This is a genomic window from Metaplanococcus flavidus (assembly GCF_042675885.1).
GTDB lineage: Bacteria > Bacillota > Bacilli > Bacillales_A > Planococcaceae > Planococcus > Planococcus flavidus.
In genome coordinates, this window is the sequence record NZ_JBHTKI010000002.1 from 130,715 (window position 1) to 146,396 (window position 15,682).

At 47.0% G+C, this 15,682-nt stretch carries 15 protein-coding genes; 4 read left to right on the plus strand and 11 right to left on the minus strand.

Going from position 1 to position 15,682, the window contains the following annotated elements; translation table 11 throughout:
* Nucleotides 1-332: 332 nt before the first annotated feature.
* From hutH to ACFQ1X_RS01090, 6 genes are all read right to left on the minus strand, one after another.
* Nucleotides 333-1,847 carry a histidine ammonia-lyase gene (gene hutH, locus ACFQ1X_RS01065; RefSeq protein ID WP_144840537.1) on the minus strand — a complete coding sequence of 505 codons (1,515 nt, stop codon included), beginning with the start codon at nt 1,845-1,847 and terminating at the stop codon, nt 333-335.
* Between the two features lie 127 nt (nt 1,848-1,974).
* Nucleotides 1,975-3,306, minus strand: coding sequence for a Na+/H+ antiporter family protein (locus ACFQ1X_RS01070; protein WP_144840536.1), 1,332 nt, complete (start codon nt 3,304-3,306; stop codon nt 1,975-1,977).
* 218 nt (nt 3,307-3,524) lie between these two features.
* Nucleotides 3,525-4,460, minus strand: coding sequence for an agmatinase family protein (locus ACFQ1X_RS01075; RefSeq protein ID WP_144840535.1), 936 nt, complete (start codon nt 4,458-4,460; stop codon nt 3,525-3,527).
* Nucleotides 4,457-5,704 carry an imidazolonepropionase gene (gene hutI, locus ACFQ1X_RS01080; protein ID WP_144840534.1) on the minus strand — a complete coding sequence of 416 codons (1,248 nt, stop codon included), beginning with the start codon at nt 5,702-5,704 and terminating at the stop codon, nt 4,457-4,459. The genes ACFQ1X_RS01075 and hutI overlap by 4 nt, the downstream gene beginning before the upstream one ends.
* Nucleotides 5,697-7,379, minus strand: a complete 1,683-nt coding sequence (hutU, locus tag ACFQ1X_RS01085; protein WP_144840533.1) for a urocanate hydratase — start codon at nt 7,377-7,379, stop codon at nt 5,697-5,699. The genes hutI and hutU overlap by 8 nt, the downstream gene beginning before the upstream one ends.
* A gap of 193 nt (nt 7,380-7,572) precedes the next feature.
* Nucleotides 7,573-8,997 (minus strand): helix-turn-helix domain-containing protein, encoded by a 1,425-nt coding sequence (locus ACFQ1X_RS01090; RefSeq protein ID WP_144840532.1) that lies wholly within the window; start codon nt 8,995-8,997, stop codon nt 7,573-7,575.
* A gap of 132 nt (nt 8,998-9,129) precedes the next feature.
* On the opposite strand from ACFQ1X_RS01090, the gene ACFQ1X_RS01095 reads away from it, so the two are divergent.
* The gene (locus ACFQ1X_RS01095) at nt 9,130-10,038 is read left to right on the plus strand and encodes an acetamidase/formamidase family protein (protein WP_144840531.1); all 909 of its coding nucleotides are present in this window, start codon (nt 9,130-9,132) and stop codon (nt 10,036-10,038) included.
* Between the two features lie 93 nt (nt 10,039-10,131).
* On the plus strand, nt 10,132-11,151 hold the full coding sequence (locus ACFQ1X_RS01100; protein ID WP_144840530.1) for an SEC-C metal-binding domain-containing protein: 1,020 nt from the start codon (nt 10,132-10,134) through the stop codon (nt 11,149-11,151).
* 187 nt (nt 11,152-11,338) lie between these two features.
* Here ACFQ1X_RS01100 and ACFQ1X_RS01105 read toward each other — a convergent pair whose 3' ends face one another.
* Entirely contained in the window at nt 11,339-11,545 is a 207-nt protein-coding gene (locus ACFQ1X_RS01105; protein WP_144840529.1) for a hypothetical protein, read from the minus strand.
* Nucleotides 11,546-11,802: 257 nt separating this feature from the next.
* On the opposite strand from ACFQ1X_RS01105, the gene ACFQ1X_RS01110 reads away from it, so the two are divergent.
* On the plus strand, nt 11,803-12,312 hold the full coding sequence (locus ACFQ1X_RS01110) for a DUF421 domain-containing protein (protein ID WP_144840528.1): 510 nt from the start codon (nt 11,803-11,805) through the stop codon (nt 12,310-12,312).
* Nucleotides 12,313-12,344: 32 nt separating this feature from the next.
* Here ACFQ1X_RS01110 and ACFQ1X_RS01115 read toward each other — a convergent pair whose 3' ends face one another.
* Nucleotides 12,345-12,821 carry an acyl-CoA thioesterase gene (locus ACFQ1X_RS01115; RefSeq protein ID WP_144840527.1) on the minus strand — a complete coding sequence of 159 codons (477 nt, stop codon included), beginning with the start codon at nt 12,819-12,821 and terminating at the stop codon, nt 12,345-12,347.
* Nucleotides 12,822-13,229: 408 nt separating this feature from the next.
* On the opposite strand from ACFQ1X_RS01115, the gene ACFQ1X_RS01120 reads away from it, so the two are divergent.
* Nucleotides 13,230-14,033: an aminoglycoside N(3)-acetyltransferase gene (locus ACFQ1X_RS01120; RefSeq protein WP_144840526.1), complete on the plus strand. Its 804-nt coding sequence runs from the start codon at nt 13,230-13,232 to the stop codon at nt 14,031-14,033.
* A 35-nt stretch (nt 14,034-14,068) separates the two neighbouring features.
* On the opposite strand, the gene ACFQ1X_RS01125 is transcribed toward ACFQ1X_RS01120, so the two are convergent.
* The 3 genes from ACFQ1X_RS01125 to ACFQ1X_RS01135 form a co-directional block, all read right to left on the minus strand.
* Nucleotides 14,069-14,572 carry a Fic/DOC family protein gene (locus ACFQ1X_RS01125; protein WP_379080994.1) on the minus strand — a complete coding sequence of 168 codons (504 nt, stop codon included), beginning with the start codon at nt 14,570-14,572 and terminating at the stop codon, nt 14,069-14,071.
* 79 nt (nt 14,573-14,651) lie between these two features.
* Complete coding sequence (locus ACFQ1X_RS01130) at nt 14,652-14,840, minus strand: hypothetical protein (protein ID WP_144840524.1); 189 nt, start codon at nt 14,838-14,840, stop codon at nt 14,652-14,654.
* Between the two features lie 442 nt (nt 14,841-15,282).
* Nucleotides 15,283-15,645 carry a DUF779 domain-containing protein gene (locus ACFQ1X_RS01135; protein WP_144840523.1) on the minus strand — a complete coding sequence of 121 codons (363 nt, stop codon included), beginning with the start codon at nt 15,643-15,645 and terminating at the stop codon, nt 15,283-15,285.
* Nucleotides 15,646-15,682: the final 37 nt, after the last annotated feature.

The window sequence follows — 15,682 nt, forward strand, 5'->3', positions numbered from 1 at the left end:
TAACCTTGTAATTCGCATGAAATTTCCGGCGTATGTGGCATTTTCAGCGATAACCTTCCATTTAATAATCTTCGGGTTTCAGATAAAAAATTATCCTTTCTCAAATAGTTTGTGGCAACTCTGTTTCGCAAAAAAGGGTTTTTTTATACGCTTAGGAGAACTGGCCTAGAGCTCCGTCGGTTTGGACATCAGCTTTTTCTTTTGTATACAAAAAAGGGACTGTCCCAAAAAATCATTTTTCATGACCTTTTGGGACAGCCCCATTTTATATATTATTTGAAATCCACCCGTTCAATGTAATTAATAATAATACAAATTTCTATGGTCCCTTTTTAAGAAACCACACTCTTTTTGACACCGTGATAAGCCTCTTCCAACAGGAAAGATGCAATTCGCTCAATATCGGGACTGAATACGCGGTCTTCGTCAATCGGGCCAGCGACTCTGCGGATTGCGCCGAGGCGCTCCGCAGTTCTCGGCGACATGCGTTCTGCTCCACGGTATTCCGCAGCCTGTGCCGCGCAGAACGCTTCAATGGCAAGCACACGCCTTGCATTATCCGTAATATCGCGGGCATGGCGCGACCCGATTGTGCCCATACTGACATGGTCTTCCTGGTTGGCAGAAGATGGGATTGAATCGACAGAAGCCGGATGTGCCAGCGTTTTATTTTCTGACACGAGACTTGCCGCTGCATATTGCAGGATCATCGCACCAGATTGAAGTCCGGGCTCCGGGCTGAGAAATGGGGGAAGCCCCTCATTCAATGACGGATTGACAAGGCGTTCGATGCGCCGCTCCGAGATATTCGCAAGTTCTGCAACAGCAACTTTCAGGAAATCCATCGCAAAAGCGATCGGCTGGCCGTGGAAGTTCCCTCCAGAGATCACAACTTCCCCATCTTCAAAGATCAACGGATTGTCGGTAGCCGCATTCATTTCAATTTCAAGTTTTTCTTTTACATAAGCGAGCGTCTGCCAGCTTGCCCCGTGAACTTGCGGAATGCAGCGCAGTGAATAGGCGTCCTGCACACGCTTTTCCCCCTGGATCGTCGACAGGCGGCTGCCTTCGAGCCACCAGCGCATGCGCTCGGCTACTGCCATTTGTTCTTTATAGCCTCGGACTTCGTGGACCGCGGGATGGAAGGCATCCATGACGCCGAACAGGGATTCGAAGGTCATCGCCGCAATCCATTCACTTTGCAGCGCCAGCGTTTCTGCTTCGATATAAGTGACTGCGCCTTGTGCGGTCATCGTCTGTGTGCCGTTGATCAGCGCCAGCCCTTCTTTCGCCGCCAGTTCGACAGGCGACAGGCCGTATTGTTGCCACACAGAAGAAGCATCTGCGGTTTTTCCGTCTTTCCAGTATTCACCTTCTCCAATCAGCACCAGCGCCAAATGGGATAGCGGCGCGAGATCACCTGAAGCACCGAGCGAACCTTGCTGCGGAATGACCGGATGGATTCTTTCATTGACCATCATCGCCAGCCGTTCAGCCACAATCGGCCGGATTCCGGAAAAACCTTTTAACAGCGCATTGAGGCGCAGTACGACCATCGCCCGTGAAACGGATTCCGAAAATGGTTTGCCTATACCGCAGGCATGCGACCGGATCAAATGGAGCTGCAGCGGATTCACGTCTTCTTCCGAAATGCTGACATCACTGAATTTGCCGAATCCTGTGTTGATGCCGTAAACCGTCTTTCCTTCTGCCACAATCCGTTCCACAGCTGCTCTGCTGTTGCTGACGCGTTCCATTGCAGCGGCGTCCAGTACAACGGTTTCGTTCTTAAATAGGATTCTTCGCAATTGTTCTATCGTCAAATCGTTTCCTGTTAACGTAATCATTTTTCATCCGTCCTTTAAGAATCATTTTTCTTGTGTGTGAATTATAAATTTTCAAATAATAAAAAGCAAACAATAAATGTATTTTTTTACCAAGATGCAGTGTTAGCACATTAGCATGCTAAAGTATTTAAAGCACCATTGCAGCAATGATTCCAAAAATGAATAGCGGAATATTATAATGCAAGAATGTCGGCACACAGGTTTCCCAAATATGGTGGTGTCGCCCATCAGCATTCAATCCCGCAGTCGGACCCAATGTACTGTCCGATGCAGGGGACCCGGCGTCACCCAATGCCCCGGCTGTTCCAATCAGCGCAGCCGTTGCCATGGGTGACAGTCCTACAGCTAGGCAAATAGGCACGTAAAGTGCTGCAAGAATCGGTATGGTACCAAACGATGAACCAATTCCCATTGTAATGACAAGACCAACTGCCAACATGACAACCGCCACGATGAAATGCGAATCTCCTGTCAGTGCCGTCGTTTTTTCTACCAGTTCATCGACCGCTCCTGTCTCTTGAAGCACCGTCGCATAACCTGAAGCAATCAGCATAACGAAAGCGATCATCCCCAGCATTCCGATTCCCTCATTCACCACACGGTCTCCTTCATTAAAAGGAACCACTCTCGTTAAGAACATAATGATGATACCCGCTAATGCACCTAGAACGAGCGATTCTGTCCACAACTGGATGCTAAGCGCTGAGAGAATCGCTATGACGGTCATCGTATGCTGAACGTTCCAGTGTATGATTTCTTTGTTTTCTTCTAAACTCTTACCAATTTCAAGATCCAGCGTATGTAAATTTGCTGCTTTTTTTGATACACGGTCCTTTCGGTATGTAATGAAAACAGCAATGAATAATCCAATAAACATTCCAGCTCCAGGAAGCAGCATTGACAAGGTTACTTCTTTAAGCGCAATTTCCATTCCGTTCGCTATCATTTCTTCCTGTATAATACCTTGGAAAATGAGACCGAATCCGAGGGGTACCATCATATATGGTGTCTTCAGACCAAAAGTTAATGCGGCTGCTACAGCTCGACGATCAAGTTTCATTTTGTCGAATAATGACAGCAATGGCGGTATTAAAATTGGAATAAATGCAATATGTACAGGAATTACGTTTTGCGATAAACTTGCGATTCCAGCAATGGTGAAAACAAGAAACTTTCTTTTGCCCTCAAAGGCAAGTAGCATTTTGTTGACAAGTATACTTGTAATGCCCGAGAGACCAATCATGACAGCGAACATTCCGAGAAGAATGTAACTCAGCGCCGTGTTAGCCTGACCGCCCATTCCTGACACTAGAACTTCCACTGTTTCTGTAAGACCCATACCTGCTGCAATTCCTCCTGTAAGCGCCGCCAAAAGAATCGCAAAGATAACGTTGACTCTCAATAAACTTAAAACGACCATAACAATGACACTAATCAAGACTGCATTAAAAATTAACATAAACATCCTCCCAAGAATGCGACCGTTCTAGTCATCACATTTATTTTCACTTAATATAAATTTGTAGAGTAAAATTTATACGATAATATTTCATTTTCACTCAAATGTATAATGAGATGTAGCTCGTCGAACGGTTAAGATGGTTAAATTCAATGCTACAATCGAACATAAATAAATTTTTTAAGCGGTTGCTTTTTTCTCTCCTCTCTTTTTTTGGATTATTTCCTCATTGCAACTCCGGTCATAAATTGCAGCCACGCATAGACCCCTGTTTTGACTGTGGCTGAAACGTGATTGTCTTTTTGCGGATCCAGACAGACAAAATCGATATGCTTCACTCTTTCTGTTTTGCCGATTTCAAGCAACGCTTCGAACAGCTCTTCCGATTTCATGCCGCCCGGCGTTGAAGCCGGCACACCCGGAGCAACGCTGATATCCAGCACATCCATATCGATGGTTGCGTAGATGCGGTCCACGTGGCCAAGAGATTTCACAGCCCTTTGGATTGTCTCAGTAAGACCATCCCTTCTTGCACGCTGCATCGTCACCATTTGGATGCCTTTTTCGTCAGCATATTCCACAAGTTCTTTCGTATTGAAATAGCCATGGAGACCGATATTCACAACGTCTTCCCCTTTGACTGTTCCGCCGTCGATCAGTTGGCGGATTGGTGTACCATTCGCCGGTCCCAATTCTTTCGGATCCCGCACGTCCAGGTGCGTATCGAGCTGCAAAATGCCAATTTGTTCATATGGAAATGCTTTTTTCACACCTCTCACAGCACATGCGGTCGTTGAATGATCGCCGCCGATCATGCAAGTCAACTTGCTGTCTGCCAGACTTTCTGCTGTGTCTTCAATGCGCCGATGCGATTCTTTGATATTGGTCGTGTGCATCATGATATCGCCGGCGTCGCGCACGGAAACTTTTGTCAGATCGATTCGTTCATCCAGATTATAAGCGGCAAAACCTTTCCACATTTTTCGGAACGCCTCGGGATAATACGAAGCCGCCGAAGCCGAAATCGATGAACGGGAAAGAGGCGCACCAAACAAAATGACGTCCGCCTTCCCCTCCTGTTTGACCCATTGATGCACGTGGGTAACACTTTCCGACGGCCGCCAGCTCCAGTCCGGTTTCTGCAAATAAATCATCCAACCATCCTCTCACCATTTTTCCAAACGGTCTGCACGTGATTAACGCCAAATAAATACTGAAGCTCCTGATAGGATTTCACTTTCCAAAGAACGATATCTGCCTGTTTGCCGACTTCTATCGAACCGGCTCGGTCTTCGCGCTTGATTGCGCAGGCGGCATTATACGTAGCCGCCACCAAAGCTTCCGCTGGAGTCAGGCGCATCGAGATGCACGCCAGATTCATAACGAGCGGCATCGACACAGTAGGAGACGAGCCCGGATTGCAATCTGTTGAAATGGCGACCGCCACACCTGAGTCGATCATTTTCCGTCCCTGCGCTGCTTCTTCCCGAAGATAAAGTGCGGTCGCAGGCAGCAGACAGGCAATGACGCCGGCATCTGCCATCGCTTGGATGCCTTCATCGGAAGCTTTCAATAAATGCTCCGCTGAAATGGCGCCGACTTTTGCAGCGAGTTCGGCACCGCCGTAGGAAACGATTTCATCCGCATGGATTTTCGGCGTCAGGCCATATTTTTTTCCTGCCTCCAGAATGCGTTCCGACTGTTCCGGGGTGTAGACATTCTTTTCGCAGAACACGTCATTGAACTCCGCCAGCTCGGCGACTTCCGGCAGCATCGTGTCGATCAGGTAATCGACGAATTTGTCTTCTTTTCCTTTGTATTCGAATGGCACCGCATGAGCTCCCATAAATGTTGGAACGAGATCTATCGGATGTTCGGCATTCAGTCTTTTCATGACTTTCAATTGTTTCATCTCGGTTTCGAGGTTCATGCCGTAGCCGCTTTTGCCCTCAACTGTCGTTACGCCGTGTTCCAGAAAAGAATTGAGCCGTTTCGTTGTTTGCTCCACCAATTCCTCTTCGGTCGCTTCGCGGGTCATGCGCATCGTTGCGTGGATGCCCCCGCCCGCATTCATGATATCCATATAGGAAGTGCCCTGCAGCCGCTTTTCGAATTCATCTTCGCGGCTGCCTCCGTATGCAACATGCGTATGCGGATCGACGAGGCCGGGTGTCACCAATTGACCTTTGGCATCGATGACTTTGGCTTCTGCCGATCGATCTGCATATTTCCCTTCCAATTCAGCCGTTGTGCCCACTGCGCTGATCCTCCCGTCTTCCAGCCAGACACTTCCGTCTTCGATTAAGCCGAGTTCGCTCATCGCTTCTTTTGATCTTGGCCCTTGCTGCCCTTTGATGGTTGCAAGAAGTGCATGTTTGATCCAAACCGTGTTAGTCATTTTGAGGGTTGCCACCTTTCATCATCGGAATATTGACCCCTTTTTCGCGCGCCGTGTTCTCAGCAATTTCATAGCCCGCATCAACATGCCGCGCTACGCCCATTCCCGGATCTGTCGTCAATACGCGTTGGATCCGCGCTTCGGCATCTTTCGTGCCATCCGCAACTATGACCATACCGGAGTGTATGGAATAACCCATGCCGACTCCGCCGCCGTGGTGAAGTGAAATCCAAGTTGCGCCGCCGACAGCATTGACCATTGCGTTAAGGATTGGCCAGTCAGCCACTACATCCGAGCCATCTTTCATCGATTCTGTTTCGCGGTTTGGCGATGCCACAGAACCGGAGTCCAGATGATCGCGCCCGATGACGATCGGTGCACTCAGTTCGCCGCTTGCCACCATGTCGTTGATGATCTTTCCGAAGCGTGCGCGTTCGCCATATCCAAGCCAGCAAATGCGCGCAGGCAATCCCTGGAATTGAATCTTCTCCTGCGCCATCTTGATCCAATTGCAAAGATGCGTATTGTAACTGAACTCGCGAAGAATCACTTCATCCGTTTTGCGGATATCTTCCGGATCGCCGGATAATGCAACCCAGCGGAACGGGCCTTTACCTTCACAAAATTGTGGACGGATATAGGCGGGAACAAAGCCCGGGAAATCGAAAGCATTCTCGACACCTTCGTCTTTGGCGACCTGGCGGATGTTATTGCCGTAGTCGAACGTGATGGCACCTTTCTTCTGCATTTCAAGCATCGCCCGAACATGCTGTGCCATCGACGCTTTGGAAAGCTTCACATAGCCAGCCGGCTCCCTTTCACGCAGAGCCGCTGCATCTTCCAGTGACATCTTCGACGGAATATAGCCGTTCAACGGATCATGTGCCGACGTCTGGTCAGTCAGAACATCCGGCATAAATCCTCTTTCGATCATTTCCGGCAGCATATCCGCTGCGTTGCCCAGTAATCCGATCGACAATGCGCGGCCCTCTCCCCTCGCCTCTTCCGCCAAACGGATCGCTTCATCCAGGGAATCGGTTTTTACATCCGTGTAGCGCGTCGCAATGCGGCGGTCAATTCTTGTTTCATCCACTTCGATGCCGATGCAGACGCCGCCTGCCATCGTTACCGCAAGCGGCTGAGCGCCCCCCATTCCGCCAAGTCCCGCGGTAAGCGTGATGGTTCCTTTCAATGATTCGCCGAAATGCTGCTTCGCAAGTTCCACGAAAGTTTCATAGGTTCCCTGCACGATTCCCTGCGAACCGATGTAAATCCAACTGCCCGCTGTCATTTGGCCATACATCATCAGGCCCTTTTTATCGAGGTCATGGAACGTTTCCCAGTTGGCATAAGCCGGCACGATATTGGAATTAGCGATTAACACCCTCGGCGCATTTTCATGCGTTTTAAAGATGGCCACCGGTTTTCCGGATTGCACCATCAGCGTTTCATCGTTTTCCAGCTCTTTCAAGGATTTGACGATTGCATCAAAGCTTTCCCAATTTCTCGCCGCTTTGCCGATGCCGCCGTAAACCACCAGATCCTCCGGACGTTCCGCAACATCCGGGTCCAGGTTGTTCATCAGCATGCGCAACGCCGCTTCCTGCTGCCAGCCTTTAGTATTCAGCTTTGTTCCTCTATATTGGATTACTTTTTGCTCTGAAACCGTTTTCATTTCAACTTCCTCCTTTGTGTATATTTTCATTCTAAATGAATTATTCAGTTATTTTATTGTGAAATATTTCATTTTTATTAATTTATATTTAACATTTCTATTTTAACTCATATATTTTAGTTTTATTTCACTCCGGTAAATTATAGAAGCATATTTTAACAAATAGAAAAACGGCTCTCAGGACGAGGCCGTTTTATTTCAATAAATGCACTTCACCCTGCCGGTACTGGGAAGGCGTCACCCCTTCATGCTTTTTGTAGACCGCGCTGAAATAGGAAGCGGTGCCGAATCCGCTGAGTCTTGCCACTTCATCAAGCGGGATACCCGTTTCTTTCATCAGCCGATTGGCTTCGCGGATGCGGATCTGCATCAGCAAGTCGCTGAACTTTCGGCCATTTTGTTGTTGGAAACGGCGGCTCAAGGTGCTTTTGTTCATGCCGAGATGGTCCGCGCATGCGGAAAGATTCCAATCCGGATTCCAATAATTTGCTTCCATTAAAGCACGAATTTCCTCCGCGGCGGCAGATTCCCCACTTTCTGCACTTTTAACCGCAGCTGAAACGATGTTCACGATGAAGTTCAGCGTCGCTTGGGCAATTTTATAAACGACTGGATCTTTGACGATAATTTCAAAAACGTCATAATAGCTCCGCTCCCACTGCTCATCCTGCAGATGGACGGATTTCATATAACGGCGCGCCTGGGCCAATACACTCGTCAGCCGGACGCGAATCATCTCGGGATCCGGGTAGGGACGCGTATAAGATAGAAACTCATTTTGCATCCAGGCATGGATGGCGCGACTATCCTTTTTCTCCAGCATTTCAATCCATTGCCGCTGTTCAACCGGTGACAGGAACGGATCAAGAGGCTGCCAGGCAATCGGCTCGTATTCGATGACCGATATGTCATAGCCTTCATAGAAAATGAGCGAGGTCATATCCCTGGTTCCTTGATAATATTCTTTCAGCCGGTTTTGGCGATTGGCATTGACGAAAATTGATAAGTCCCCTTTTTTCTCCCGTTTCCATGATTCATAGAACATCCGGCATTCTTCGATACAGGATTGCTCATCTTCAGTCAAAAAGGCGACCAGCACAAAATCGGAGAAAGCAAAAACCTCAGCTCCTTTATGGAACGGGTAATTCTTCAGCTCTTTACTCAGCACAGGATAGTCCGATTTTTCGGGCAACACAAAAGCTGCCAGCGTCACAGCCGGTGTTAAAACATCTGCATCAAAAAAATCTTCATATCTTAAAAGACTCCTTCTGACGTTCTCTTCTTCCTGATTTTCATTGCGCAGCTGGAACCGGATCTGCTGAAGCTGCTTCACCAGCAGCAATGGATCGAATGGACGGAACAGCAAATCAGCTGCTTTCCCCTTCAGCGCCCGGTAAGCGGTTAAGAATGTTCGGCCAGAAGAAAGTCCGATCCACGGGATATCGCGCTGGGCAAATTCCTTCTCCAGTTCCTCACTCCAAAGATCCATATCAACAATCAGACAATCTGCTGCATCTTCTTTGGCGAACGACACTTCCACGCCGTTCAAATGGGATTCCGCGATCCATTTCAACCCCTGTGCTTCCAGTTCATTTTGCGTGATGACAGTGATTTTCACAAAACCCCCCCTTCCTGGCCTACTCTGTTTTCTCTCATCATACTATACGGCCGAGCAGCCCGCATCCCGGCTTTTGCTATTCAAACCGCCAATTGCTACAATTAACTAAATTATTAGAAAAGGAGAGATTCCATGTATAAATTATCTACCAATGATGTCATTTACTCATTCTCCAGTATAAATCCCCCGGTTCTTCGGGTGCAATCCGGTGATACCGTTGCAATCGACACCTTCGATTGCTTTACCGATCAGATTCAGAGGGCCGACCAGGAAGTATCGGCAATCGACTGGGACCGCATCAATCCTGCGACGGGACCCATATACATTGAAGGTGCGGCCGCCGGAGATTTGCTTAAAGTAACGATCGACGATCTGGAAATCGGCAATCAGGGCGTGATGGTCACCGGCCCCGATCTGGGGGTAATGGGCCATCGAATGGAAAAGATGGAAGCCAAAATCGTTCCAATTGAGGACGGCAAAGCTCTTTTCAATGAAAAATTGCACCTGCCGCTCAATCCGATGATCGGTGTTATCGGTGTAGCTCCGGAAGGCAAAGCGGTTTCCTGCGGAACGCCGGGTGCGCATGGCGGAAATATGGATACAAAGCAGATCACTAAGGGAGCCACCTTGTATTTCCCTGTCTTTGCAGAAGGTGCCTTGTTTGCACTTGGTGATTTTCACGCGGCCATGGGCGACGGTGAAATCAGTGTCTCCGGCATCGAAGTGCCCGGACGTGCAACGGTCACGCTTGAAGTGATCAAAGGATTTCATTCAAAATATCCGGTGCTGGCTAATAAAGATGGGGTCTCACTCCTTGTTTCCGCAATGACGCTCGATGAAGCTGTAAAAATTGCAGCCGAAGAGATGATCGATCTTTTATTGCCATTCACCGATTTGAGTGTCAGTGAAATGACGATGCTCATGAGTGCCGCAGGTGAAGCGCAGATCAGCCAGGTAGTCGACCCGCTAGTAACGGTCCGTTTTTTTGTCCCGCAGCATGTGCTGGATGCATTGGACATCCGATTATTCAGTCACGAATAAAGAAATCCTTATTGAAATCGACGTCAGAATCGTCGGACTTTTGAGTGAAGCCGCAATGTATGGTACACTCAAGAAAAAATGTAGGTGATTGGAATGGTAGGAAGAAATGATCCATGCCCATGCGGCAGCGGAAAGAAATACAAGAAATGTCACGGAAAAGAACAATCTGTGTCGATTAATGATTTGGTGAACGAAGAACTATTCAAAGTGCGCCAATTGTTCTTTTCAGAAAACCCGAATCAGGATCAGATTGTGGATTTCCGCGAATTACAGCAGGAATGGCAACCACGCCTGATGGAATCTATGGCAGAAAATGATGCGCAGGCATTTGTCATCGAGAATTTCCTGTTCATGAAAAAACCCGAACTTTGGCAGGAGCACCTGGACAAACAGATTGAAAACTCCCAGCGCCCTTCCACTCAGGATGTTCTTAAAAACTGGAATGATGTGAAAGTATTCGTCGGCCAATATGTAAAAGGCGACGAGAGTTCAGCCCAGTTCAAAGATGCCTTTACCGGCGACACGTATACAATGGCTGACCAGCCGCCGACAGATATGGAAGATGGCCAGGGCTTGCTTGCAATTCTCCTGCCGGATTCGCGCGTCGGAGGGGAAGGTGCTTTATTCCTTAATGGCTATTTGACCATCGTGGGTGAATTTGCACCATTCTTCGAGCAATTGAAAGCCGAAATGGCGAAAGAAAATGCAACGGATGGCGAGCACTATGTCCGTGATAATTATTTATCGGTTGTAGAAAGCATCGTCAAGTATTCCACAGGAACTGTTGACGACAGCATCGACTTGTCACCGGAACATCAATCCGTGATGGATGAGCTCGAAAAACATGTGCAGAAAGCTGACTTTGATGAAGAAACGGTCGAAAACGTGACAAGCATCATGAGCAGCTACCTCGCGAGCCAACAGCCAAGCGTGCAAAAGCCCGAGGCACTTGTGGGCGGTTATTGGAGATTCCTGCAGGATCATGAATTGATCAAGGGACCTATGCTTGCACCAAAAGACTTGAGTGAAAAATTCGATGTCTCTTCAAGCACAATCCTGAAGCGTTCGAAGGAATTCGGTTCATATTTTGAGGAATTGCTTTCTAAAAAGTAAATATGTATGAAAGTAAAAGAGCAGCTTCGGCTGCTCTTTTTTTATTTTGATAAGAACATTATTGACTGATAACCGATATTCCGCAAAACAGCTTGCTTGCCAAAAACCGTGCTCCTGCATCGCTGCGCTAGCTTCGTCGCAAAGAGTCGGCCGAACTTCCTTCGGCCGACTCTTGCCTGCTCTTTTTTTATTTCCTTCTCCGAAACCTAACCAGGATGTAGGCAAGAATTCCTGTGACGGCGAAGAATAGATAGAGCCGGATAAAGATTGGTTGCATCCACTGCATGTCCGTGAACGATACAAAGAAATTGAGGATAGTCGCCAGCAGCAACAGGATACTTAATACGAAAAGGACCAACCCTGCATACCGGATGAATTTCAGTAAAACTTTCATTTTTCTCCACCTCTTTTATATTCTGTCTTCTATATGTATCTATACCCAAATTTAAGTTTAACGCTGCATTACTGAGAAATGAAAAGCTGAAATCAGTTTGGCTTCAGCGATAAGGGGAAAGGATGGAATACAGGAAAACTTTGAGTGTAATGAGAATAAATTTTTCATTCATATTAAAGGATTCCACTGTATCGACTTATCAACATGTGGGTAAGTCCAGCGATGAACGTTTTCCCACAGGAAAGGATTGAGATATCATGTTTGAAATCACTTTAAGCAGTTTTATCCGTATTGTCACCGTCGGATTTTTAGCGTATGTAGGACTGATTTTCTTTCTGCGAATATCCGGCAAACGGACGCTGACAAAACTGAACGCTTTCGATCTTGTCGTGACCGTTGCACTCGGTTCAACACTCGCTACGATTTTACTGAGCAAAGATGTCAGCCTTCTCGAAGGATTGACGGCATTCGCACTGCTGATTGCCATGCAATACGCAATGACTTTTCTGGCAGTTCGCTCGAACAGTTTCAATAAATTCATAAAGTCAGAACCCAGATTGCTGTATTTAAACGGCACGTTTCTGGAGGATACCATGAAAAAAGAGCGAATCAACGAAGTTGAAGTTTTGCAGGCTGTCCGCAATCAAGGCAAAGGCAGCCTTGAGGAAGTGCAGGCTGTCGTTCTCGAAACCGATGGCAGCATGTCGGTCATTCAAGGCGAACCGGGAAATACACTCGCTAACGTTCAATCTAAAAAGAAAATATAAAAAGGTTCCGGATTTTTCCGGAACCTTTTTTATTATCTCGGTGTTTTCGCTCTTTGTTTTCGATGTTCGCGGCGCGCTGGCGCAGTTTCAAAGAATCGTTTTTCCCCCTCGGATTCCGGGATCACAGCTGCAACCGGTGTAGGCTTGCCGTCGTCGCCCATCGCGACCATCGTCAGGAACGATTCGGTCGTCAGACGCTCTTCTCCCGTCTGCAGATTCTTCGATTTCACCCGCACATAGACTTCCATCGAAGTGCGGCCGGTTGAAGTGACATTCGCTTCAAGTTCTAGGACATCCCCGACATGTGCGGATGACAGAAAGTCGACCGAATCGATGGAGGCCGTCACCACAACTTGTCTGCGGGCATGCTTCATTGCCGTAATACCGGCAATTTCATCTATATACGCCAACACTTTTCCTCCAAAAATCGAGTTCATGTGATTCGTGTCGGGTGGAAGCACCAACTTCGTCTGGATTGTGCGGGATTCTTTCATTAGCCTGGCTTCCATATTTTCCACTCCAATTCTATTTGAATATAAACTTCCTATAAGTTGAATTAAAGATTCAGCATAAATATGCCGCTTCGTCGCTTTGGATAACGGCAAAGATTATGATCCTGCTCAAACCGGAGGCGCGCCGGCGCTAGAGAAATCTCTAGAGATATGGAGCAAAACAGCGCAGACGCCCAGGGGACCAAGCGAAGTGCTGAGATCCACTCGGGCGAAGAGCCCGAGTTAGCTCAGCGCGAGCCCCCAGGCAAGCAAGCTGTTTTGCGGAATATCGGTTGCCTCGAATTATTATTTCAACTTATATAATATTTTATTGTTTGATTGCTCTCCATCTAATAATGCTATACCCAAAATTCTTAGCCGGCAACTTTTAGCCTTATGGTATATTGAAGGAACAGGAGGTGCTGTATGTCAGAATTGATGAGCATTTTAAACACACCCGTTTTCCAATCAAAGGAATCTCTGAAAAAACAATTAAAAGAACTCGGCATCGGAAAAAGCAGCCGGATCATGGTCCACTCTTCATTGATGTCGATGGGTTGGATTGCAGGCGGCGCCCAAGCGGTCGTTGAAGCCCTCATGGAAACCGTGACGGAGAGCGGGACGATTGTGATGCCTTCACAATCCGCTGACAACTCCGATCCAGTTTACTGGATGGAACCGCCCATTCCCGAAAATTGGCACAAAGAACTGCGTCAAAAACTGCCAGCTTATGATCCCTATCTGTCGCCGCTGAGGGGCATGGGCAAGATTGCCGAATGCTTCCACCGACATCCTGACACTATCCGCAGCGCGCACCCTGCCCACTCGCTAATGGCTTGGGGGAAGGATGCTGAGCTGTGGATGTGTGATCACCCGTTGGATGATTCTTTCGGCGCAGGATCACCGCTCGCGAAAATGATGGATGCTGATGTTCAGATCCTGCTCATCGGAGTCGGTTTTGACACTTGTACAGCATTGCATTATGCCGAATATGCGCAAGACCATCGTACGACATCCCCGCAAGGAGCGGCGATTACGCGAAACGGCCAAAGAGTTTGGCAAAGGTTTGAATGTGTTGATATGGATTCGGACCGCTTTCCGGATATCGCCAAAGATTATCCGGATGAAATTAAAATTAGCCAACTGGGACAGGCGGAGGTGAAACTGGTCTATATGAGGCCCTTGGTGGAATTTGGAATTGAGTGGCTGCAGAAAAATAAAAAACAATAAAACCATAGGATTTCCGCCTTTCGCATGCGGCAATCCTATGGTTTTATCATTTCATCAAGAAGGTTTTTCAGCCGGTCGTTTGTGGAATTGAATGAATCCACAAATGCATTGATAATTTCTGCAGGACCCGCAATCTTTTCCCAGTTCAATTGATAACCTGCATTTGCCATCAATTGGCGCGCAAATTCACGCACAGTCCGCCCGTTGCCTTCCCTGAATGGGTGCAGCGCATTAAGCTCAGCAAGATAATGGGCCAATCGCTCGATCATCTTGTCGCGCGGCAGATCTTTCAAATAATTTTCTTCTTCCAGTTCATTAAAAATCCTGTGCATCTGGACTTCTATATGGTCCGGATGTGCGAAGGAAGAAGACCCTTTGGAAATCATCTCTTTGCGCAATTCACCGGCAAAAGGATAGACATCCTGAAGAATAGTCCGATGGATTTCTATGAAAGCATTCATATCCAGCGGATCAGCCGGTTCTTTCAACTTCAATTCAGAGAGGCGCAACAATGTATACACCGTCTCCAATTCCTTCAATTTGTTATCATCCTTGATGGAAAAGTGATTGATCAGAACGTCCGAGTCCGGATAGCAATACATGGAAGAATGCTTATACCTAGACATCAAATCTGTTTCGAATGGCCTTATGGAATTGAGCTTCCGTTTTTTCTCCTGTCAAAACCGCGCGGACAAAATTACAGTCCTCATGTGTCACATCAAAGCCTTCAATATGAAGTGAATGTGAAGCATAGGAAATGGCGTGTTCGGCTTGCTCAAAAGAAATACGGTTAACTAATTTCGTCAAATTGATGACCACCTTTCATTCTCCCATTATACCATTTAACAAGTGCGGAATCTATTGACAGCAAGCGGTTTTGAAGAAAAAATACACTTTGTCGGGCTTGATATTCAATGCATTTTTTAGGATTTCAGAAAGGATGAAAATCATGCAGTTTTTCACTTGAAATTCTTTACAGAAATAATTATTAACAAGTCTTGGCAGCTCAAATATTGAAATACTTGAAATTACATTTCCATAATTTGGCGATACTTTCCGGTTCAACCAAAATACTTTCCAGTTCTGCTAAAATACTTTCCAAAACACCTAAAATACTTTCCAATTCGGCTCAAATACTTTCCAATTTCATTTTCGAAATTCATACGTGAATTTATTGTATATATATAACAGTCCCATCCCCATAATTTTGCCAAACAAAAAAAGACGGGATCAAAATCCCGCCTTCTCTTTAAACCTGTTCTTGCAATTCCTTCGTTTCTTCCGTTGTAAACGCTCGGGATCTCGTCAAAAAGCGTTTTCCTTCGACGCCTTCAAGTGAAAACATCCCCCCGCGCCCCGGTACTACATCAATTATCAATTGAGTATGGCGCCAGTATTCAAACTGATTTTTGTGCATATAGAATTTACTGCCTCCAATGTCTCCCATGTAAACGTCCTGGTCACCGATAAACAAGTCGCCTTCCGGATAGCACATTGGCGAACTGCCGTCACAGCAGCCGCCTGACTGGTGGAACATCAGAGGTCCATGCTTCTCTTTTAAAAACTCAATCAATTCAAGGGCGGCATCAGTAGCTATGACACGTTCAACCATTGGAATTCCTCCCTTTCAATGAAGAAGGACCTTTTCT